Origin of the sequence: Paenibacillus sp. FSL L8-0435 (assembly GCF_037965655.1) — a bacterium.
GTDB lineage: Bacteria > Bacillota > Bacilli > Paenibacillales > Paenibacillaceae > Paenibacillus.
Genome location: NZ_CP150185.1, coordinates 648,984 through 670,087 on the forward strand (window position 1 = coordinate 648,984; position 21,104 = coordinate 670,087).

The 21,104-nt window shown below is 47.0% G+C and carries 15 protein-coding genes and 3 rRNA genes; 16 read left to right on the plus strand and 2 right to left on the minus strand.

Annotated features, from left to right (window positions below):
- The first annotated feature begins 56 nt into the window (after nucleotides 1–56).
- The 4 genes from NST33_RS03085 (at nucleotide 57) to NST33_RS03100 (ending at nucleotide 5,668) form a co-directional block, all read left to right on the plus strand.
- A 16S ribosomal RNA gene (locus tag NST33_RS03085) occupies nucleotides 57–1,609 on the plus strand.
- A gap of 307 nt (nucleotides 1,610–1,916) precedes the next feature.
- Nucleotides 1,917–4,844, plus strand: a 23S ribosomal RNA gene (locus NST33_RS03090).
- A 75-nt stretch (nucleotides 4,845–4,919) separates the two neighbouring features.
- A 5S ribosomal RNA gene (rrf, locus tag NST33_RS03095) occupies nucleotides 4,920–5,036 on the plus strand.
- The 16S, 23S and 5S rRNA genes sit together here, the layout of an rRNA operon.
- Before the next feature lie 278 nt (nucleotides 5,037–5,314).
- Nucleotides 5,315–5,668, plus strand: a complete 354-nt coding sequence (locus NST33_RS03100) for a FlxA-like family protein (protein WP_221825673.1) — start codon at nucleotides 5,315–5,317, stop codon at nucleotides 5,666–5,668.
- Nucleotides 5,669–5,823: 155 nt separating this feature from the next.
- Here NST33_RS03100 and NST33_RS03105 read toward each other — a convergent pair whose 3' ends face one another.
- Nucleotides 5,824–7,179 carry an MATE family efflux transporter gene (locus tag NST33_RS03105; RefSeq protein ID WP_221825670.1) on the minus strand — a complete coding sequence of 452 codons (1,356 nt, stop codon included), beginning with the start codon at nucleotides 7,177–7,179 and terminating at the stop codon, nucleotides 5,824–5,826.
- Between the two features lie 162 nt (nucleotides 7,180–7,341).
- On the opposite strand from NST33_RS03105, the gene NST33_RS03110 reads away from it, so the two are divergent.
- From NST33_RS03110 to NST33_RS03160, 11 genes are all read left to right on the plus strand, one after another.
- On the plus strand, nucleotides 7,342–8,076 hold the full coding sequence (locus NST33_RS03110; RefSeq protein WP_221825669.1) for a class I SAM-dependent methyltransferase: 735 nt from the start codon (nucleotides 7,342–7,344) through the stop codon (nucleotides 8,074–8,076).
- Nucleotides 8,077–8,303: 227 nt separating this feature from the next.
- The gene (locus NST33_RS03115; RefSeq protein ID WP_221825667.1) at nucleotides 8,304–8,882 is read left to right on the plus strand and encodes a sigma-70 family RNA polymerase sigma factor; all 579 of its coding nucleotides are present in this window, start codon (nucleotides 8,304–8,306) and stop codon (nucleotides 8,880–8,882) included.
- The gene (locus NST33_RS03120) at nucleotides 8,879–10,162 is read left to right on the plus strand and encodes a hypothetical protein (RefSeq protein WP_221825666.1); all 1,284 of its coding nucleotides are present in this window, start codon (nucleotides 8,879–8,881) and stop codon (nucleotides 10,160–10,162) included. The genes NST33_RS03115 and NST33_RS03120 overlap by 4 nt, the downstream gene beginning before the upstream one ends.
- Before the next feature lie 59 nt (nucleotides 10,163–10,221).
- Complete coding sequence (locus NST33_RS03125; RefSeq protein WP_221825664.1) at nucleotides 10,222–10,680, plus strand: DUF523 domain-containing protein; 459 nt, start codon at nucleotides 10,222–10,224, stop codon at nucleotides 10,678–10,680.
- Nucleotides 10,681–10,875: 195 nt separating this feature from the next.
- Nucleotides 10,876–12,621, plus strand: a complete 1,746-nt coding sequence (locus NST33_RS03130; protein ID WP_339306706.1) for a methyl-accepting chemotaxis protein — start codon at nucleotides 10,876–10,878, stop codon at nucleotides 12,619–12,621.
- A 210-nt stretch (nucleotides 12,622–12,831) separates the two neighbouring features.
- On the plus strand, nucleotides 12,832–13,509 hold the full coding sequence (locus tag NST33_RS03135) for an NAD(P)H-dependent oxidoreductase (protein ID WP_339306708.1): 678 nt from the start codon (nucleotides 12,832–12,834) through the stop codon (nucleotides 13,507–13,509).
- A 160-nt stretch (nucleotides 13,510–13,669) separates the two neighbouring features.
- Nucleotides 13,670–14,113, plus strand: a complete 444-nt coding sequence (locus tag NST33_RS03140) for a MarR family transcriptional regulator (RefSeq protein WP_313771532.1) — start codon at nucleotides 13,670–13,672, stop codon at nucleotides 14,111–14,113.
- Nucleotides 14,114–14,279: 166 nt separating this feature from the next.
- Nucleotides 14,280–14,861: an NAD(P)H-dependent oxidoreductase gene (locus tag NST33_RS03145; protein ID WP_221825658.1), complete on the plus strand. Its 582-nt coding sequence runs from the start codon at nucleotides 14,280–14,282 to the stop codon at nucleotides 14,859–14,861.
- A gap of 114 nt (nucleotides 14,862–14,975) precedes the next feature.
- Nucleotides 14,976–15,287 carry a metalloregulator ArsR/SmtB family transcription factor gene (locus tag NST33_RS03150; RefSeq protein ID WP_036668255.1) on the plus strand — a complete coding sequence of 104 codons (312 nt, stop codon included), beginning with the start codon at nucleotides 14,976–14,978 and terminating at the stop codon, nucleotides 15,285–15,287.
- Nucleotides 15,288–15,446: 159 nt separating this feature from the next.
- On the plus strand, nucleotides 15,447–16,481 hold the full coding sequence (locus NST33_RS03155; protein WP_051449565.1) for an LLM class flavin-dependent oxidoreductase: 1,035 nt from the start codon (nucleotides 15,447–15,449) through the stop codon (nucleotides 16,479–16,481).
- A 314-nt stretch (nucleotides 16,482–16,795) separates the two neighbouring features.
- Entirely contained in the window at nucleotides 16,796–17,956 is a 1,161-nt protein-coding gene (locus NST33_RS03160) for an AI-2E family transporter (RefSeq protein ID WP_047841385.1), read from the plus strand.
- Nucleotides 17,957–18,107: 151 nt separating this feature from the next.
- Here NST33_RS03160 and NST33_RS03165 read toward each other — a convergent pair whose 3' ends face one another.
- Entirely contained in the window at nucleotides 18,108–18,479 is a 372-nt protein-coding gene (locus tag NST33_RS03165) for a metalloregulator ArsR/SmtB family transcription factor (protein ID WP_036614212.1), read from the minus strand.
- A 227-nt stretch (nucleotides 18,480–18,706) separates the two neighbouring features.
- Here NST33_RS03165 and NST33_RS03170 point away from each other — a divergent pair, with 227 nt between their 5' ends.
- Complete coding sequence (locus NST33_RS03170) at nucleotides 18,707–21,055, plus strand: heavy metal translocating P-type ATPase (RefSeq protein ID WP_221825657.1); 2,349 nt, start codon at nucleotides 18,707–18,709, stop codon at nucleotides 21,053–21,055.
- The last annotated feature ends 49 nt before the right edge of the window (nucleotides 21,056–21,104 follow it).

Here is a 21,104-nt window from a genome sequence, read left to right on the forward strand (position 1 = left end):
AATGAGATTTTTAATCTCGTCAGATTCAAAATGAGCTTATCGCTCTTTTCAATACTTTATTGGAGAGTTTGATCCTGGCTCAGGACGAACGCTGGCGGCATGCCTAATACATGCAAGTCGAGCGGAGTTGATAGGAAGCTTGCTTCCTTGATACTTAGCGGCGGACGGGTGAGTAACACGTAGGCAACCTGCCCTCAAGTTTGGGACAACTACCGGAAACGGTAGCTAATACCGAATAGTTGTTTTCTTCGCCTGAAGGAAACTGGAAAGACGGAGCAATCTGTCACTTGGGGATGGGCCTGCGGCGCATTAGCTAGTTGGTGGGGTAACGGCTCACCAAGGCGACGATGCGTAGCCGACCTGAGAGGGTGATCGGCCACACTGGGACTGAGACACGGCCCAGACTCCTACGGGAGGCAGCAGTAGGGAATCTTCCGCAATGGGCGAAAGCCTGACGGAGCAATGCCGCGTGAGTGATGAAGGTTTTCGGATCGTAAAGCTCTGTTGCCAGGGAAGAACGCTTGGGAGAGTAACTGCTCTCAAGGTGACGGTACCTGAGAAGAAAGCCCCGGCTAACTACGTGCCAGCAGCCGCGGTAATACGTAGGGGGCAAGCGTTGTCCGGAATTATTGGGCGTAAAGCGCGCGCAGGCGGTCATTTAAGTCTGGTGTTTAATCCCGGGGCTCAACCCCGGATCGCACTGGAAACTGGGTGACTTGAGTGCAGAAGAGGAGAGTGGAATTCCACGTGTAGCGGTGAAATGCGTAGATATGTGGAGGAACACCAGTGGCGAAGGCGACTCTCTGGGCTGTAACTGACGCTGAGGCGCGAAAGCGTGGGGAGCAAACAGGATTAGATACCCTGGTAGTCCACGCCGTAAACGATGAGTGCTAGGTGTTAGGGGTTTCGATACCCTTGGTGCCGAAGTTAACACATTAAGCACTCCGCCTGGGGAGTACGGTCGCAAGACTGAAACTCAAAGGAATTGACGGGGACCCGCACAAGCAGTGGAGTATGTGGTTTAATTCGAAGCAACGCGAAGAACCTTACCAGGTCTTGACATCTGAATGACCGGTGCAGAGATGTACCTTTTCTTCGGAACATTCAAGACAGGTGGTGCATGGTTGTCGTCAGCTCGTGTCGTGAGATGTTGGGTTAAGTCCCGCAACGAGCGCAACCCTTATATTTAGTTGCCAGCACTTCGGGTGGGCACTCTAGATAGACTGCCGGTGACAAACCGGAGGAAGGTGGGGATGACGTCAAATCATCATGCCCCTTATGACCTGGGCTACACACGTACTACAATGGCCGGTACAACGGGCTGCGAAATCGCGAGATGGAGCCAATCCCAACAAAGCCGGTCTCAGTTCGGATTGCAGGCTGCAACTCGCCTGCATGAAGTCGGAATTGCTAGTAATCGCGGATCAGCATGCCGCGGTGAATACGTTCCCGGGTCTTGTACACACCGCCCGTCACACCACGAGAGTTTATAACACCCGAAGTCGGTGGGGTAACCGCAAGGAGCCAGCCGCCGAAGGTGGGATAGATGATTGGGGTGAAGTCGTAACAAGGTAGCCGTATCGGAAGGTGCGGCTGGATCACCTCCTTTCTATGGAGAATCGTTTCCTGCAACGGAAACATTCAAAACTGCAGCTTAGCTGCAAAACACTCACTCGTTGCTCAGTTTTGAGAGCTCAAACTCTCAAAACAGCTTGCTTTTGCATGGAGCTTGTTCTTTGAAAACTAGATATCGAAACGAAACAAACGCGAATTAGAACATTCCTTTTTAGCTGAACTTGTGTTAAACAAGTTTAAATAAAAACGGTAGATTGCACGTACGATGGTATCGGGTGAGAGCGACTTTTGGCTTTGCGCAAGCAAAACAAGGGAAGCGAGCAGTCGAAACCGGAGCACGAGGTTAAGCTACTAAGAGCACACGGAGGATGCCTAGGCGCTAGGAGCCGATGAAGGACGTGGCGAACAACGAAACTGCCTCGGGGAGCTGTAAGCAAGCTTTGATCCGGGGGTGTCCGAATGGGGAAACCCAGCTGGGGTAATTTCCAGTTACTCACAACTGAATACATAGGTTGTGTAGAGGCATACCAGGGGAACTGAAACATCTAAGTACCCTGAGGAAGAGAAAACAATAGTGATTCCGTCAGTAGCGGCGAGCGAACGCGGAGAAGCCCAAACCAGAGAGCTTGCTCTTTGGGGTTGTGGGACGTCTCACATGGAGTTACAAAGGAACCGGTTAAGCGAAGAGGTCTGGAAAGGCCCGCCAAAGAAGGTAAAAGCCCTGTAGTTGAAAGTCTGTTCCCTCCGAGACGGATCCCGAGTAGTGCGGGGCACGTGAAACCCCGTATGAATCCGGCAGGACCATCTGCCAAGGCTAAATACTTCCTAGCGACCGATAGTGAAGCAGTACCGTGAGGGAAAGGTGAAAAGCACCCCGGAAGGGGAGTGAAATAGAACCTGAAACCGTGTGCTTACAAAAAGTCAGAGCCCGTTTTAGGGGTGATGGCGTGCCTTTTGTAGAATGAACCGGCGAGTTACGTTCCCGTGCAAGGTTAAGGTGAAGAGCCGGAGCCGCAGCGAAAGCGAGTCTGAATAGGGCGACTTAGTACGTGGACGTAGACCCGAAACCGGGTGATCTACCCCTGTCCAGGGTGAAGGTGCGGTAACACGCACTGGAGGCCCGAACCCACGCATGTTGAAAAATGCGGGGATGAGGTGGGGGTAGCGGAGAAATTCCAATCGAACTCGGAGATAGCTGGTTCTCCCCGAAATAGCTTTAGGGCTAGCCTCGGAAAACAGAGTCGTGGAGGTAGAGCACTGATTGGGTGCGGGGCCCGCAAGGGTTACCAAGCTCAGTCAAACTCCGAATGCCATAGACTTACTTCCGGGAGTCAGACAGTGAGTGCTAAGATCCATTGTCAAAAGGGAAACAGCCCAGACCATCAGCTAAGGTCCCCAAGTGTGTGTTAAGTGGGAAAGGATGTGGAGTTGCACAGACAACCAGGATGTTGGCTTAGAAGCAGCCACCATTGAAAGAGTGCGTAATAGCTCACTGGTCGAGTGACTCTGCGCCGAAAATGTAACGGGGCTAAACACACCACCGAAGCTATGGCTTGATGCTTTGCATCAGGGGTAGGGGAGCGTTGTATAAGGGTTGAAGGTGTACCGTAAGGAGCGCTGGACATTATACAAGTGAGAATGCCGGTATGAGTAACGAAAAGATCAGTGAGAATCTGATCCGCCGAAAGCCTAAGGGTTCCTGAGGAAGGCTCGTCCGCTCAGGGTAAGTCGGGACCTAAGGCGAGGCCGAAAGGCGTAGTCGAAGGACAACAGGTCGAAATTCCTGTACCACCGTAAGCCGTTATGAGCAATGGGGGGACGCAGTAGGGTAGTGACGCGGACTGATGGATGTCCGTCTAAGCAGTGAGGCTGATGTGTAGGCAAATCCGCACATTGTAAGGCTGAGCTGTGATGGGGAGCGAAAATTATAGTAGCGAAGGTCATGATCTCACACTGCCAAGAAAAGCCTCTAGCCAGGTGATGGTGCCCGTACCGCAAACCGACACAGGTAGGCGAGAAGAGTATTCTAAGGCGCGCGGAAGAACTCTCGTTAAGGAACTCGGCAAAATGACCCCGTAACTTCGGGAGAAGGGGTGCCCCGGTAGTGTGAATAGCACGAGGGGGCCGCAGTGAAAAGGCCCAAGCGACTGTTTAGCAAAAACACAGGTCTGTGCGAAGCCGTAAGGCGAAGTATACGGGCTGACGCCTGCCCGGTGCTGGAAGGTTAAGGGGAGTGGTTAGGGAGTAATCCCGAAGCTGTGAACCGAAGCCCCAGTAAACGGCGGCCGTAACTATAACGGTCCTAAGGTAGCGAAATTCCTTGTCAGGTAAATTCTGACCCGCACGAATGGCGTAACGACTTGGGCGCTGTCTCAACGAGAGATCCGGTGAAATTTTAATACCTGTGAAGATGCAGGTTACCCGCGACAAGACGGAAAGACCCCATGGAGCTTTACTGCAGCTTGATATTGAATTTGGGTACGATCTGTACAGGATAGGTGGGAGCCTTTGAAGTGTGAGCGCCAGCTTGCATGGAGGCAACGTTGGGATACCACCCTGATCGTATCTAGGTTCTAACCTGGTACCGTAATCCGGTGCGGGGACAGTGTCAGGTGGGCAGTTTGACTGGGGCGGTCGCCTCCTAAAGAGTAACGGAGGCGCCCAAAGGTTCCCTCAGAATGGTTGGAAATCATTCGAAGAGTGCAAAGGCATAAGGGAGCTTGACTGCGAGACCTACAAGTCGAGCAGGGACGAAAGTCGGGCTTAGTGATCCGGTGGTACCGCATGGAAGGGCCATCGCTCAACGGATAAAAGCTACCCTGGGGATAACAGGCTTATCTCCCCCAAGAGTCCACATCGACGGGGAGGTTTGGCACCTCGATGTCGGCTCATCGCATCCTGGGGCTGAAGTAGGTCCCAAGGGTTGGGCTGTTCGCCCATTAAAGCGGTACGCGAGCTGGGTTCAGAACGTCGTGAGACAGTTCGGTCCCTATCTGTCGTGGGCGTAGGAAATTTGAGAGGAGCTGTCCTTAGTACGAGAGGACCGGGATGGACGTACCGCTGGTGTACCAGTTGTTCCGCCAGGAGCACCGCTGGGTAGCTATGTACGGACGGGATAAACGCTGAAAGCATCTAAGCGTGAAGCCCCCCTCAAGATGAGATTTCCCAGTATGTAAGACCCCTTGAAGACGACGAGGTAGATAGGCTGGGGGTGGAAGTGCAGCAATGCATGGAGCTGACCAGTACTAATCGGTCGAGGGCTTATCCAATAGCAAGTTGTAAATCGCATGTTTCGTTTCGAATCTAGTTTTCAGAGAACAACACTCTGAAATGTAAGCTACGCGTTTGGTGGCGATGGCGGAGGGGTTCCACACGTACCCATCCCGAACACGACCGTTAAGCCCTCTAGCGCCGATGGTACTTGGACCGCAGGGTCCTGGGAGAGTAGGACGCCGCCAAGCAATAGGAAGACACACTTGATGATATCGAGTGTGTCTTTTTTGTGTTACTATTTTCTGCCGAGAAACAAACTAACTATATAGATAAGACAGCATCAATATAATCATTTATATGAAGACCCTCAGTATTAATAATTAGACTACGGATTAATACTGATATACATACTTCCATATGATTAACTTCAGATTTTTAGCTCGTTCAGCAACCTTTCAGTTGAATTTAACGTACGTTTCAGTGGGATAGGGTATAGTGAAGCCAAGTAAAGAGGAGGAGAACCATAATGAATATATCTTCTACAGCCAGCTCCACTACATCATACATATCGACATCTTCGAGCTCGGACAATTCAAGTAGCTTGGAGAAACAAAAGACGAAGCTTGAGGCTCAACTGGAGAAAGTGCAATCTAGCAAGGACGATGAGCGAACCAAGGAGACAAAGACCAAACAGCTTGAACAGCAAATTAAGCAGATTGAGGCACAGATTGCACAGCAAAGCTCTCAAGGAGCCGGTACAACTGCTACGAAGGAGGCGCTATCTGCCCAACCACCATCCAATGGAATGGGCGTAGCTACCCCTAAGGAGATTGCAAACGCAACAACAGATAGTAATGGCCGATTTGATATACGCATCTAATGACATCTAATTTAGGATAAAACAAAAGCCCAGACCGATCTATATTGATCGTGCGGGGCTTTGTTTATTTGTTTGTTAGATTATTTATGAAGTCTACCTACATTCCATTTACGTTCCATTTATTTGCTATCTGTTGCTGTTATTATCTGTTAACGTTATTCAGGGCGCAGCGCGTTTATTCGATCCGTAAGGGATCGTTTTCTATAGTATACGGCTATGGTTGCGAGAACCAGCATTTCGGACAGCGGTACGGCAAGCCACACACCCGTGACACCAAAGAATGAAGGGAGAATCGCAATCAACGCAATCATGATAATCATTTCACGCGCAGCTGTGATCCAAATGGCCATTTTGGCATTGCCTACAGATTGGAAATAGGTGCTCATGACAAAGTTAACACCCATAAACACATAGGCAAATGTAAATATACGTAATCCGTAAACGGCATTATCCGTTACGCCACTACTGAAGTTTCCAAAGATTTGCACGAAATAAGGCGCACCGATCTGAACAACAACCAGTAACAATAGACCGCATGCGAGAGCCGTTTTGGTGGCTAACCGTATTGTTTGTTGTACCCGTTTAATCTGATTGGCACCGTGATAATAGCTGATCAGAGGTTGGGCAGCAGACGCCAGACCCAGGAACGCTAACAGTACCACACCATGAATATAGTTCAATACGGTAAAGGATGCTACACCATCCGTGCCCGCAATGCGGTCCATGGAGATATTGTGAGAGACAGAGAAGACCGACATGCCGAGTTCAGCCAGAAAGCTGGGGAAACCAATGAGCAGCAGGGAAGCCAGCAGTTTGTTGTTCCATTTGAACCGGGTGAACGTGAGATTATTTGTTTTTTTGAAAAAGTGAGTGAACAGGACAAGTAACGCAAGAGACGCTGATACAATTGTACCGAGGGCCACACCGCGTACACCCCATTCGAGTACATACAATGTTATATAATTGATGATGATATTGGCTATAGCAAACGTAATCTGAGCGTACATGGACGTGTTGGGATTACCATCGTTTCGTACAAAGATAGAGAGTGCATTCTCAATGGTGAAAACGAATCCGAACAATAACATGATATTCATATAATCCGAAGCAAACGGGAAGGTCTCGGCGTTAGCACCGAGGGAGTATACCAGCTTGTCTTTGAACGTAAATGCAGTATATCCAATGGCTATCGTAACTAGCATAATCAGCATAATGGATTTGGTAAAAATTTGTTTGGCTGATGTGATATCTTTTCTACCCATAGCGTTGGAGTACAAGGTTGCCCCGCCCATACCGATCCACAGCGACATAGCAACAAAAAGTGTGTAAACAGGTGAGGCAATGCCGATTCCCGCCATCGCGGTAGAACCCAGTTTGTGTCCAACCATAATGCCGTCGATAATAAAATTAAAAGCAACTACCAGCATCCCCAATACAGAAGGCACGAGGTAGCTTATAAAAGCTTTACCTACAGATTGCCCTTCCAAGGGATGCGTCCAATTCGTATTCATAATGACCTCCGTTAGTAGACTGAATGTTCATTCTGTATTTAAAAATACTGAACGTTCGTTCTGTATGATAACACGTCGTGAATTCTCTTGGCAACTTTTGCGTTTAAATATCGTTTATGTGGTAGAGTAGGTTGATATTTATAAAGCGGGAGGATTCTCTTGATGAAACAAAATAAATACGATGAATCTGAATTTTTCAATAACTATAGTAAGATGGCACGTTCCGTTCAAGGGCTGGATGCAGCGGGGGAGTGGCATGAACTGCAGACTCTATTGCCTGATTTGAAGGACAAACGTGTGCTGGATTTGGGATGTGGTTTTGGCTGGCACTGCCGGTATGCGCGGGAGCAGCAAGCGAGTTCAGTGATCGGAGTAGATTTGTCTGAAAATATGCTTCAGCGTGCTCGTGAAATGACGGACGATCCACAGATCCGGTACGAGCAGCTGGCGATTGAAGATATTGATTTTGCACCGGGACAATTCGACGTTGTGATCAGTTCACTTGCTTTGCATTATATTGAACGGTTAGACACGGTGTACGCTAAGATCAATGATTTTCTCGTAGAAGGGGGCACATTTGTACTATCTTCCGAACATCCCATCTTCACCGCTCGTGCTGCCCAGGATTGGCATTACGGACCCACAGGTGAGATTCTTCACTGGCCCGTGGATGATTACCACGATGAAGGGAAACGTGTGGCGAACTTTCTGAATCAGGATGTGGTCAAATATCATCGCACACTGGCAACACATCTCAATGAACTGATTAAGGCGGGGTTTGCTATTCAAAAGGTGGCTGAATCCAAACCATCACCGGAGATGATTGAACAGGTCCCAGGCATGCGAGACGAGAATCGGAGACCGATGTTTCTGATGATTGCTGCGGTTAAAGTATAACGAAGAAAATGATACGTTAGACCAGAGGGCAGAATTAACTGATGAAGTGGTGCGTTCGCTTATAAGCTTCCTGATAGAGATTTCTAACAAGCAAACTTGAAGGAATCAGCGTGTTCAGCGATGTTGAACATGCTGTTTTTTATTTTGCTACAATAATAAGAAATAATGTCCAAAACAGGGAACCAAATCACATTAGACTCAGTCATATTAAGTGAGGTGAACAACAGTTGGATGATCAATTACTGGCACAAGCTCAGACCATAGACAATTACACACTTAGCAGCATAATGGATGACTACGGAAATGACGTGTGGAATTACGCTTATTTCCTGACCAAAAGTGCCGAACAGGCAGATGAATTGTCACAGGAGGTATTTATTCGGGCGTACTCGGGGATCGCTCTTTATCGTGGGGATTGCTCACTGAAAACATGGCTGTTGACGATTACTAGGAACACGACTTTTACATATCGAAAATCCAGATTTTTTCGTAGTAGCCTGTGGGGAGAGACGTTACCCATTGAGACAGAGCGTGGGGATTCAAGCCAAAGAGTCATGATTGCAGAGCAGCCTGCACATCCTTCGGCCGAGATGGAAGTGATGCGTAAGGAGCATATCCATGAAATCTGGGATATTGTTCTGGCGTTGCCGAAGAAGTTCCGGGAGATCCTTTTGCTGAATCTGAAATATGAGCTTACGACGAGTGAGATTGCTGAGATATTGAAAATCAGCTTAGGCACAGTAAAATCCAGACTATCCCGAGGTAAGGATAAGGTACGGAAACAATGGGAGGAGCGAAGCAAATGAGACACAAGGATGAGCAATGGGAGAAGGAAATCCGGAAGGGACCGTTTGCTTCGTCTCCTTTTACGGAGGATCACAAGCGAAAGGTGCTTCAACAGGTGGAGTGGATGAAGAAGTCGGAAGAGGGGAGCAAGGGAGATAGGTCAGAGGACAGTTCCAGGCCATCCAGGCCGTTTAGACTGAAAGTGAACAACGTGTCCCACAAGCGTCGCCCTAGAAAAGGACCTCTTGTTGCCGGCACAGGTGCGTTGGTTATTGCGGCTGGATTGTTCCTATGGATCTGGAATGATGGACAGCTGGTGAAACCCGTAATCGAGCAGGTCTATCCGACAGCAACGTTACAGTTATCCGATGGTTTGAACACAAATCTGCTAACCGACAAAATGAAAAGAAATGTTGCGACTACGATGCGAGATGATCTGGGTAAACAGCTGAAGATTATGAAAGTGGAAGACCTGCCTGTGTCCGGCAGAATATATGTAGAGGCTGGAAATGAAAGCGAGAAGGAGTATGCGCAGATATGGCTCGATGCGACAACAGGAAATCTGCGTGAAGTACAGATGAGACGTGAGATGCAGCCAAGCGAGTTGGAGCACCGTTATCTGCGTCAAGTTCCAACGCTTTTGCAAAGTATAGGCAGCACTCCAACGCTTAAACCTGCATCAGTCAAACGTTTTGTGAGTATGAAGCAAGGGGAATTGGAGCCGATATCACATACGACATTAGCGTTAGAGAATGAGACTGGCCATGGTTATGGGGAGATTGTATGGCAGCAGGACAAGGCTGTATCGATCACAGGCGACCTTAGACCTGATCAAATATCACAGGCAGCGCTGGCGGATGCCAGAAACGCGATTGAGGCTCTGTCTGGTAAAGCCAATCTTGATCTGGTAAGAGCAAGCCGAAGCAAAGATGATGAACTCGGCAAAGATACAGTCTCCTTTTCCTTTAAAGATAACTACTTTGTCCAGATGACCGAAGGAAAAGAGGGCTTGGGTTATACGGTTGGGGATGCTAATCATTATGAGCAAGACTTTGCAGACTGGGAAGAAATAGAGGCTTATTATCAGGAACTATATAACATACAGGAGTCTCTTCTTAGAGAAGGAGTAGAACCTATAATTAAAAAAATATTTAAAATGGATCTTCAAGCGTATAAACTTCACCGTAATCCTGACCATCCAGGCATGGTCACATTTGAACTGGAGTCGAGCACGGATGTTTTTCAGGTTGAATACAGGGAAGATGGACGGATCAAGATGATTACCAGAGGTGAGTTATAGGGCTTGATCTTATATGTTACAATTTACTTCATAGATGGAATGAGTATAAGGAGATAACGATGAAATATTTGGTGAGTTCATGTCTGGCGGGGGTAGCTTGCCGTTACAATGGAACAGCGAGCCTGGATGAGAAGATTCAGGAGCTTGTGAAGCAGGACCAGGCTAAGATGGTATGCCCGGAGCTGCTTGGTGGATTCTCCACTCCGCGAGAACCGGCTGAAATTATCGGTGGCACAGGCAAGGACGTGCTGGCAGGCACTGCAAAAGTGATCGAGAAAAGTGGCAAGGACGTCACAGAGCTGTATATCAAGGGAGCCTATCAGACGCTCGAATGGGCGCGAGAATTGAATGTATCGTGTGTGGTACTGAAGGAGTTTAGTCCGTCCTGTGGTACACAGAAGATCTATGATGGGAATTTTGCCAATCAAAAGGTAACTGGAGAAGGTGTCACCTCAGCATTGTTGAGACAAGAAGGATATACCGTCATTTCTGAAAATGAGTGGATGGAGCAACTATAGGTCGCATAGATATCGTTTCATATTCACAGAAAAGCCGCTGGATTATATTCTGGCGGCTTTTCTGTTGTCTCCCATTACTTTTCTCATTAAAAGAATAAAGTCAATTTTCCTGAAATGCTAACAAACAATATGGATACATACGATATAGATATAAGATATATAAGGCTATCTACTATTTAAAGTGGGGGAATAATCATGTCAATTCAGTCTAAGCCAAAATATAAGAAAGGAAATAAACTCAAAAATATGAAATTAACAACAACGATGGTCATCATGACTGTGATTAGTCTAATCGGCTTGTTTACTGTCTTTCTGATTGGAATTTTGGGAATGAACGAAGCAAAAACGGGACAAGGTATCCTCTACAATGACCGTTTCCAGCATCAAACCAATGTTCTTGAATTGAAAAGTAATTTCTATAATATGCGCGCCAATTATACAAAGGTTCTTGATAATGCAGAGTACACCGACAAACAGTACGATCAGGTTCAGAAAGGTAAGAAGAGTATCACGGATGGCTTGAATGAATTTTCAGCAAGAACATTGGATACCAAAGAAAAAGAGATATTTGCAGATTTGGTAGCAAAGATGGATACATATTATCAGGATATTGAGCAAATCATGGATACCAAAAAGATGTCGGGCACCTACGATAGTGAAGAGAGAGGAAGAATTAACAAAAGCAGTACAGCGATTGTGGAGACAATCACCCTTTTGAGTGCGTATAACGAAGAGGAGTCAGCCAAGCTCTATGCGGATACACAGGAAGTAATTCAGCAGCGAGCATTGGTGCTCGGTTCGGTTCTTTTGCTTTCCCTTGCAGCGCTCATTCTGATTTCATTTGTAATGATTCGCAGTATACGTCAACGAATGAAAGCTATCACCCGTTATTGTGAAGAAATAACAAAAGGCAACTTAACGGCATCCTTGGATCCGCACCTAACACAGGGAAATAATGAGATAAGTGTCATCGCACGAGCTATTCGTACAATGACCGATTCCACAACAAATGTCATTCGTGGTGTAGTTCAGGAATCTCATCATATCAACCAGGTTAGCGATCTTACCAACCAGAATATGGCTGGTCTGAATGAACGAATTCGTGAAGTATCAGCTACAGTTGAAGAGCTCTCTGCTGCAATGGAAGAGGCTTCAGCCCATACGGAAAATATGAATCATTCGGCTGCTGAGATGCAACAGGGAGCCGAATATATATCGGAACAGACATCTAAACAAGCAGAGTCCGCGTATGTGACCAGCACGAAGGCTGAAAAGTTGAAGCAGGAAGCCCGCGAATCGAGCCGAGCAGCCATAGACATGTACGATCATACGAGTAAGAAGATGTCAGAAGCGCTGGAACGTGCAACTGCTGTAGATCAGATTGGTATATTATCTCAATCTATTTTGGATGTTACGGCGCAGACTAATCTGCTTGCACTCAATGCATCCATTGAAGCTGCAAGAGCTGGAGAAGCAGGCAGAGGTTTTGCGGTTGTAGCAAGCGAGATTCGAAAGTTGGCTGATGATTCCAGACAGGCTGCCGATCAAATTCAGCAGGTCACGGAAGAAGTTATGCAGTCTGTAACCAATCTGTCCTCGAATGCCAAAGAATTGCTATCCTTTATGTTCAATCAGGTTGGCAAAGATTATAAATTATTGGAGGATACAGCTGAACAGTATTATGTCGATTCTCTTGATCATGCCAATGCCGTTAAAGATCTCAATGCAACCTCACAACAAGTGACTGCCAATATCAAAATACTAGTGGGCTCCATTCATGAGATTGCATCAGCAAGTGAACAATCCGCCGCATCCAGTCAGGAAATCGCAGGACATATGGTTGCCTCTGCTGCGCAATCTGTGGAAGTAGTTAAACAATCTGATCAAGTCAAGGAGAGTGCATTAAATCTGAATAAGCTGGTTCAAGATTTCAAGATTTAAAAGGAGAGAGTCGCAGATAATCCACTAGGCGCCATGTAAGTGCCTAGTGGATTATTGCTGTCTTCATCCAATACTTACTTTTATAAACTAAGAAACAATAATGTGCGTACTTTTAATTTATACGCATAGGTCCTAAACTAATACTTGAGATGAAGTCACTTTAACATTATTGTTCAACATAAAAAAATATATAAAAGGACGTGGAGCTGCATGGAAGTTACAACAAAGTCAAAGACAAAGGAAGACATCTTAAAGGCATATCATTTCCGGCATGCAACAAAGATATTTGATGATACCCGTAAAATCTCGGATGAGGATTTCCAATTTATATTGGAAACAGGCAGATTATCTCCAAGTTCCATTGGTCTTGAACCGTGGAAGTTTCTGATTGTACAAAATCCGAACCTGCGTAAGCGTCTGTCCGAAGTCTCTTCCGGCGCTCAAAAGCAATTGGCTACAGCAAGCCATTTTGTTGTTATTTTGGCCCGATCAGATGCCAGTTATAATTCTCCTTATGCGGAGTACATGTTGAAGGAAACAAAGGGAATGCCAAATAACGTATTTGAGCTAACAAGTGAGGCTTATGGAAAGTTCCAAAATAATCAGAAAATTCTGGATAATCCAAGATCATTATTTGACTGGGCATCTAAACAAACTTATATTGCACTTGGCAACATGATGACGGCGGCAGCTCAGATCGAGATTGATTCTTGTCCAATCGAAGGTTTCAGCCGTGAGGACGTCCACCGTATTATGGAAGAAGAGGGTTTGCTGGAAAATGGCGCATGGGGCGTCTCTATGATGGCAGCCTTCGGTTATCGGGTAGAGGAGCCCCAACGTGAGAAGTCCCGACAATCCGTTGAGAAAATCACGCAATGGATTAACTGAATTCAGCGTGAATCCAGCATGAATTCAAAAATGATTATCTAAGATCTTACATTACAGATCAGGATCAGAGCAGAATCGAAACAGCCCGATATTTTCCACCTGTTAGAAGCATGGAAAGGGCTGTTTTTCTTTTTATAAAAAAGAACTTGAAAATACATAGATGTCTATGTATAATGAGGTCATGCCTAAATACAACGCAATTGCACTGATTGCAAGAATCAGGGACCATGTCAACAAACGGATTGTACACGAATTGGAACAGCATGAGGTAACAGGGATTGTTCCTTCTCATGGGGATGTATTAATGTTCTTGTACCGGGAAGAGACGCTGTCGATCAAGATGTTGGCTGAACGTGTCCAACGCACGCAACCAACGGTAACAGTACTGGTCAACAAGCTGGAGAAGCTTGGCTATGTTGAACGCAGCAAGAGTGCCGAAGATAGCCGGGTGACGATGATTCGCCTTACTGATCAGGGGAAGCGTCTTGAACCGATCTTCCATCAGGTATCAGAGCAGATTAATGACATCATCTATAGTGGCTTGTCCGATGAACAGTCGGAGCAATTGGAGAGCTTGCTGTCCATGATTGTCCGAAAGTTATAATGAATGAACTCTTCTGTCTGCAACCCTTCCAGATTTGGATGGGGTGGAGGCAGAGGAACCCAAATATTTTTTTAACCAAATGCATAGATGTCTATGTATGTGGAACGTATCAATGTAACCCCATTTTCGCAACCTAACTCAAACCAAACCTGGAGGGATTCACACTATGAAACATCTTATCGTATATGCTCACCCGCACACAGACAGCTTGAATAACGCAATCCTCAATACTGCTGTAGAAGCTCTCGAAGCTCAAGGCCATGAAGTAGTCGTTCGTGACTTATATAAGCTTGGATTCCAACCCGTACTGACTGAAGCAGATACAGCTTCCATGCGCGCAGGACAGACACCACAGGATATCGCTACAGAGCAACAGTTTGTTACAGATGCAGAAGCCATTACATTCATCTATCCGATCTGGTGGACAGGTCTTCCTGCCATTCTGAAAGGGTACGTTGACCGTGTATTCGCCTATGGTTTTGCGTATGCAGCAGGTGAAGCAGGAATCGAGAAATTGCTGACAGGCAAAAAAGGCCTCATTATCAACACCCATGGTACACCAAATGAAATATATGACCAGATCGGCATGACTGCTGGATTGAAAATAACTTCAGACGTAGGTATCTTCGATTTTGTAGGTATTGAAACCGTAGATCATCTGCTCTTTGGTAGTATTGGATACCTGGATGCACCCGCATATCAAGCGATGTTGGATCAGGTTAAACAGACGGTAACGACCAAATTCTAATATAGATGTTGGTTCCCTATAAGGATTCCATATGATACCAGACCGACTCGATCAAGAGTCGGTTTGTTTGTTCATGTGTTTGCAAAATGGATGAAAGGGGGTATAATCGTACCCATGGAACCTATACTTATATTCAAAGCATTATCGAACGAGACACGTAGACAAATCTTGTTGTGGCTCAAAAACCCGGAGCAACACTTTCCACCGCTGGAACTATCACAGCATCCGGATGGTGGCAAGAACGGAATCTGTGTTGGCACGATTCAAGTGAAGGCTGGACTGGCTCAGTCGGTTATATCCAGTTATCTGCTGACTATGCTCAAGGCAGGATTGCTGCTCTCCGAGCGAAGAGGACAATGGACGTATTATCGGCGCAACGAGGAGACAATCCGTCAGTTTGCCGAGTACGTGCAGAACGAGTTATAAGCCGGATGCCGGAACGGAAGCTAGGATGCACATGCACGCAGGGATTCCGTCCGGATGTAAACGGCTAGTTTATCATCACATCACTATATCCAGTTGCGATTTAATTAATCTATATATCTGGATATACAAAAATATAATCATCGAGGAGATTAAACGATAATGACTACAGAAAATACGGCTTCATCCCATAAAGAACACATTAACGACGTTAAGCTTTCCATCTTGGATCTGGCTCCTGTCGTAGTAGGTGCAACACCTGCTGATGCACTGCGCAACAGTCTCGATCTGGCACAGCATGCTGAGCGTTGGGGATATCACCGTTACTGGGTAGCTGAACATCACAACATGCCGGGTATTGCTTCATCCGCAACTTCGGTTGTTATTGGATATCTGGCTGGTGGAACCAAAACGATTCGTCTGGGTTCAGGAGGCATCATGTTGCCTAACCATGCACCGCTTGTCATCGCTGAGCAGTTCGGCACACTGGAATCCTTGTATCCTGGCAGAATTGACCTGGGACTGGGTCGCGCACCAGGTAGTGACCGTCGTACATCGCTTGCACTACGCAAAGATCTGAACAGTGGGGAAGATTTCCCTGAGTTATTGGCAGAACTTAGAGCATACTTTGATGCTTCGGCGACATCTTATCATGCGCCTGTTCGCGCAGTTCCTGGAGAAGGATTGAATATTCCAATTTACCTCTTGGGGTCCAGTGATTTCAGTGCACGTCTGGCAGGTCAGCTGGGATTGCCGTTTGCTTTTGCCAGCCACTTCTCGCCCGATTACACCCGGATTGCATTAGAGACGTATCGAAACAACTTCCAACCATCTGATAGCTTGAAGGAGCCACATGTGATTGTTGGTGTCAACGCTGTTGTTGCGGATACAGACGAGGAAGCAGCATGGCTGGGTACAACGATGCAACAGCAGTTCCTGAACATTATTCGTGGCACAACGGGATTGGTACAGCCTCCGGCAGAGATGGAAGGCAAATGGACGGATCGTGAGAAAGCTGGTGTAGAGCAGACGCTGAAGGCAGCTGTTAATGGTTCACCAGAAACCGTACGTGGGCAGTTGGAATCCTTCATTCGGCAGACACAGGCAGATGAGCTGATTATTACGTCGATGATCTATGATCATAAGGCACGTCTGCATTCCTATGAGTTGATTGCACAATTGGCGGGAAAAGCTTAATCTTCCATTTTCAGCGTTAAAACTGGCTTAATCGTAGGGTATAGCTATAAATTTACGGTTCGTCTCCCAGTGAGGCGAGCCGTTTTTGAATAGGGAGAATTTGCAAATGATTCGTGTGGGGCAGAAGACTCATTTTGGGGTAAAATGACTTTACCGGTTTAATTTGAAACGGTTAATCAGCACCATACGTATAAATCCAGAGTGTTATACATATGTTGGCTTGTACAAGGTATTTTTTTATTCGTGTGTATGGGCATTTATCTAGCTTTATAGTTAAGTTTTGATTAAGGGTCATAAGAGAGGACGACACGCCTATGGAGCAACCTGAGCAACCCCGCGTTTGGCCGGAGCGGTTCAAGCGATTTTTTCTTAACAACAAGTTTGTCCTATTTCTGCTGATTCTGCTGTTGGTGGGACTGAACGTGATGGTTCTGACCAAAGTATCTTTTGTTCTTCATCCGCTCGCAGTACTCATCAAAACCATTGTGCTACCTATTATTCTGTCAGGCATACTCTACTATCTGCTGAATCCGATTGTGGATGTGATGGAAAGATGGAAAATCAAGCGTGGCTGGTCCATTCTGATCCTGTATCTTGCCATCGGAGGCATTCTGACCGTTGTAGTGTTGGCAGTCATTCCGGTTGTGCGGAACCAGATTATGGGGCTGATCGAAAATTTCCCAACATACAGCGAGACGGTAAAACAGCAGTTTGAGGAACTCACGGGCAGCCAACTGTTCGGTCAGTTCCAGGAGACGGTGAATCTGAATTCGCAGGACTGGTGGGGAACAATCTCCCAAAAGGCTACTGAAATTCTGAACTCGACCTGGACCAAATTGGGCGGATTCCTCGGAGCTTTCACGGAGACCGTGCTGTCCATCGTAACGGTTCCGTTCATTCTGTTCTATCTGCTGAAAGACGGCAAGAAGCTGCCAGCGAAAATTCTGTCTTTCCTGCCGATCAAGAGCCGTACGGGCGCAATGCATGTGCTGGAAGACATCAATCACCAGATCAGTTCATTCATTCGTGGACAGATTATCGTCAGCTTCTGCATCGGTATTCTGCTCTATATCGGTTATATGGTCATTGGGCTGGATTATGCACTGATTCTTGCGATTATCGCATCGTTCACGAGTGTTGTTCCTTATCTGGGACCAGCAATTGCAATTACCCCTGCGTTGATCGTGGCCCTGGTTACTTCGCCGGTGATGCTGCTGAAGATGGTTGCCGTATGGACAATCGTGCAGTTAATCGAGGGTAAATTCATCTCACCACAGATCATGGGCAAAACGCTGAAGATTCATCCCATCACGATTATCTTTGTCATTCTGACTTCGGGTAATCTGTTTGGAGTCGTGGGTATTCTGCTCGCTGTTCCAGGATACGCGGTGCTGAAAGTATGTGTATCGCATATCTTCAACTGGTTCAAGGACAGATCCGGCCTGTATGATCCGAACAAAAACAATCTTTTATGACTAAAGTGGCAAGCTCCAATGGATAGTTAATCAGAAGATCTAGTCACTCTGTATCCTGTATAAAACGGTACCCTTACCAAGAAGAACCCCCGTCCATCGGCATACAGCCGAGAGGCGGGGGTTCTTCTGCATGAACAAGCTTGGCTGCTGCCTAGCTGTGTTTAATATGTTGGAGCGTTTGCAGGAAAATCTGCTCAATATGAGCATCATCCAGAGAGTAGTACACGGTCTTGCCTTCCTTGCGTCGCTTGACGATCCGCATGTTGCGGAGTGAACGCAGCTGGTGTGAAATGGCCGACTGTCCCATGTCGAGCAGAACCGTCAGGTCATGAACACATAATTCCTTCTGTAACAGCGCATCAATAATACGTAGACGTGTGGGGTCGCTGAATGCCTTGAACCAATCTGCCATCTCGGAAGACGTCTCCCGATCTATGAGTGAAGTGCGAATCGTCTGCACGTCGGCTTCAGTGCCTGAGCAGGCTGCATCACATTCGCTTGGTGCTTTAACCGGTTGTTCCATTTCCTATCACCGCCTATGTTAACAACTATAGCTCTATTATATCCAAAACCCGCCTAAAGCGAAATGATTACTATTAGCATAATCTGTATGAAAAATCAACAACGATTGTTGACACTCATGTTTAGGCGTGCATATAATAGGGTTAACCAAACATATGAATGAGTGCTCATATATTGAATGTAATTGAAATATAACATCGTTTTTGTACTGCAAAGGGGAGAATTCACATGGGAACCGGACAGGAACAGGTGAAAAGGGAACTGCTGCTTGAGGGACTGGATTGTGCGAACTGCGCTTTGAAGATTGAGAATGGCGTTAAAAAAATTAAAGGCATTAGCGAATGCTCTGTCAATTTTGTTACCAAAACATTATCGCTACACACCACTTCCGATATGGATGAACAGGTAGTGGAAGAAGCAAAGCGCAAAGTGCTTCGGCTGGAGCCGCATATTCGCATTTCGGAAAAAGGAAAACACGTGAACGGACATGTGCACACCCATACAGGGAGTGCAGCTGGTGCGCATAATCACAGTCATGACCATACCGGACATGATCATGGACATTCACATTCATATGGCAAACACTCGCATACTCATGATCACTCAGATTCAGAGGAACACACACATGGTCATGTGCATGAGCATGGAAGTCATGCTGGACATGATCACAGCCATACGCATGATGATGCCCATGCAGGCCATTCGCATGAACATGGTGCAGGACAGACAAAAGTATTACTTGCTCGTCTTGCTGCAGGTTCTGTGCTGCTCGCAGCCGCAATCTGGTCGCCGCTGGAGGGCTGGGCGCAATTTGCTCTCTATGCACTCGCTTATCTGATTGCCGGGGGAGATATTGTGCTCCAGGCGTCCAAAAACATCATCCGCGGCCAGGTGTTCGATGAATACTTCCTGATGTCCGTCGCTACCTTGGGTGCCTTTGCGATTGGAGAGTATCCGGAAGGGGTAGCGGTTATGCTCTTTTATCAGCTCGGGGAGCTGTTTCAGGGTATGGCTGTTAATCGGTCACGCAAGTCGATTCAGTCACTGATGGACATTCGCCCGGATTACGCCAATATCCTGACGGGTTCGGGTGACGAAACCCAACGTGTATCTCCGGAAGACGTACGGATTGGTGATCGTATTGTCGTGAAAGCAGGAGAGCGAGTACCGCTGGATGGTATCGTTAGAGCTGGCCGCTCCATGGTGGACACTTCTGCTCTGACAGGTGAATCGGTACCTCGTGAGCTGGAGCCCGGAAATGATGTACTGAGTGGATTTGTGAACAAGAATGGTATGTTGACGATTGAAGTGACCAAAACGTTTGGTGAATCAACGGTATCCAAAATTTTGGACCTGGTGCAGAACGCAAGCAGCCGGAAAGCGAAAACAGAACATTTTATTAGTAAATTCGCCCGTTATTACACACCGGTTGTTGTTATCCTTGCAGCCGTGATTGCATTTGTTCCGCCGTTGATACTTAGTGGTGCAACATTTGCTGACTGGATCTATCGTGCATTGGTCTTCCTGGTTATCTCATGCCCCTGTGCGCTGGTGGTCTCTATTCCACTTGGATTCTTTGGTGGTATCGGAGCAGCTTCACGTAACGGGATTCTCGTTAAAGGCAGTAACTACCTTGAAGCGTTGAACGATGTGAAAATTGTTGTTTTTGATAAAACGGGTACACTAACCAAAGGTGTATTCAAAGTAACAGCCATTCGTCCCGAAGGTGGACGTACGGAAGATGAACTGATGAAGCTGGCAGCTATTGCTGAAGCCAATTCCAATCATCCAATCGCTGAATCCATTCGCGCAGCTTGGGCCAAGGGCATTCCCACGCAAGGTGTGGAAGGTTATGACGAAGTTGCCGGACACGGGATCAAGGTGAGTGTGGATGGTCGGGAAGTGCTTGCAGGCAACGCCAAATTAATGGAGCAGGCGGGTATATCCTATACCACACCAGAAACAGCCGGAACGATTGTCCACGTGGCTGAAGCTGGCACGTATGTTGGTCATCTAATTATTGCTGATGAAGTGAAGGATGATGCAGCCGCTGCTATTCAGGCGCTGAAGAAACTCGGCATCCGCAAAACGGTCATGCTGACAGGTGATGCCAAAGCCGTAGGTGAAGCGGTAGGACGCGAGCTGGGTGTGGATGAGGTCTATGCTGAATTGCTGCCACAGGACAAAGTGGAGCGGCTGGAGAAACTGGAAGCTGCCAAATCTCCGAAGGAGAAAATGGTGTTTGTCGGTGACGGCATCAACGATACACCTGTACTGGCGCGCGCCGATGTGGGCGTGGCCATGGGTGGACTTGGTTCAGATGCTGCGATTGAAGCGGCAGATGTGGTCATCATGACCGATGAACCGTCGAAACTAGCGAGTGCAATCCGCATTGCTAAGCGTACACGAATGATTGTATGGCAAAATATCGCGTTTGCTTTGGGGGTTAAAGCGATCTTCCTGCTACTCGGTGTGTTCGGCATAGCTACCATGTGGGAAGCGGTATTCTCCGATGTGGGTGTCACAGTGCTGGCTGTACTGAACGCCATGCGTGTACTTCGAGTGAAGAATATCTAAGTTTACGAAACGATCCAGGCGGCTCTTCGTATATACGTAGAGCCGTTTT

Excerpts from the sequence above, each read along its gene's own strand:
- NST33_RS03130 (WP_339306706.1), top strand. The coding sequence starts at position 10,876 with ATGTCAATTCAGTCTAAGCCAAAATATAAGAAAGGAAATAAACTCAAA.
- NST33_RS03140 (WP_313771532.1), top strand. The coding sequence starts at position 13,670 with ATGTCTATGTATAATGAGGTCATGCCTAAATACAACGCAATTGCACTG.
- NST33_RS03135 (WP_339306708.1), top strand. The coding sequence starts at position 12,832 with ATGGAAGTTACAACAAAGTCAAAGACAAAGGAAGACATCTTAAAGGCA.
- NST33_RS03125 (WP_221825664.1), top strand. The coding sequence starts at position 10,222 with ATGAAATATTTGGTGAGTTCATGTCTGGCGGGGGTAGCTTGCCGTTAC.
- NST33_RS03165 (WP_036614212.1), bottom strand. The coding sequence starts at position 18,479 with ATGGAACAACCGGTTAAAGCACCAAGCGAATGTGATGCAGCCTGCTCA.
- NST33_RS03100 (WP_221825673.1), top strand. The coding sequence starts at position 5,315 with ATGAATATATCTTCTACAGCCAGCTCCACTACATCATACATATCGACA.
- NST33_RS03150 (WP_036668255.1), top strand. The coding sequence starts at position 14,976 with ATGGAACCTATACTTATATTCAAAGCATTATCGAACGAGACACGTAGA.
- NST33_RS03120 (WP_221825666.1), top strand. The coding sequence starts at position 8,879 with ATGAGACACAAGGATGAGCAATGGGAGAAGGAAATCCGGAAGGGACCG.
- NST33_RS03170 (WP_221825657.1), top strand. The coding sequence starts at position 18,707 with ATGGGAACCGGACAGGAACAGGTGAAAAGGGAACTGCTGCTTGAGGGA.
- NST33_RS03145 (WP_221825658.1), top strand. The coding sequence starts at position 14,280 with ATGAAACATCTTATCGTATATGCTCACCCGCACACAGACAGCTTGAAT.
- NST33_RS03155 (WP_051449565.1), top strand. The coding sequence starts at position 15,447 with ATGACTACAGAAAATACGGCTTCATCCCATAAAGAACACATTAACGAC.
- NST33_RS03110 (WP_221825669.1), top strand. The coding sequence starts at position 7,342 with ATGAAACAAAATAAATACGATGAATCTGAATTTTTCAATAACTATAGT.
- NST33_RS03105 (WP_221825670.1), bottom strand. The coding sequence starts at position 7,179 with ATGAATACGAATTGGACGCATCCCTTGGAAGGGCAATCTGTAGGTAAA.
- NST33_RS03160 (WP_047841385.1), top strand. The coding sequence starts at position 16,796 with ATGGAGCAACCTGAGCAACCCCGCGTTTGGCCGGAGCGGTTCAAGCGA.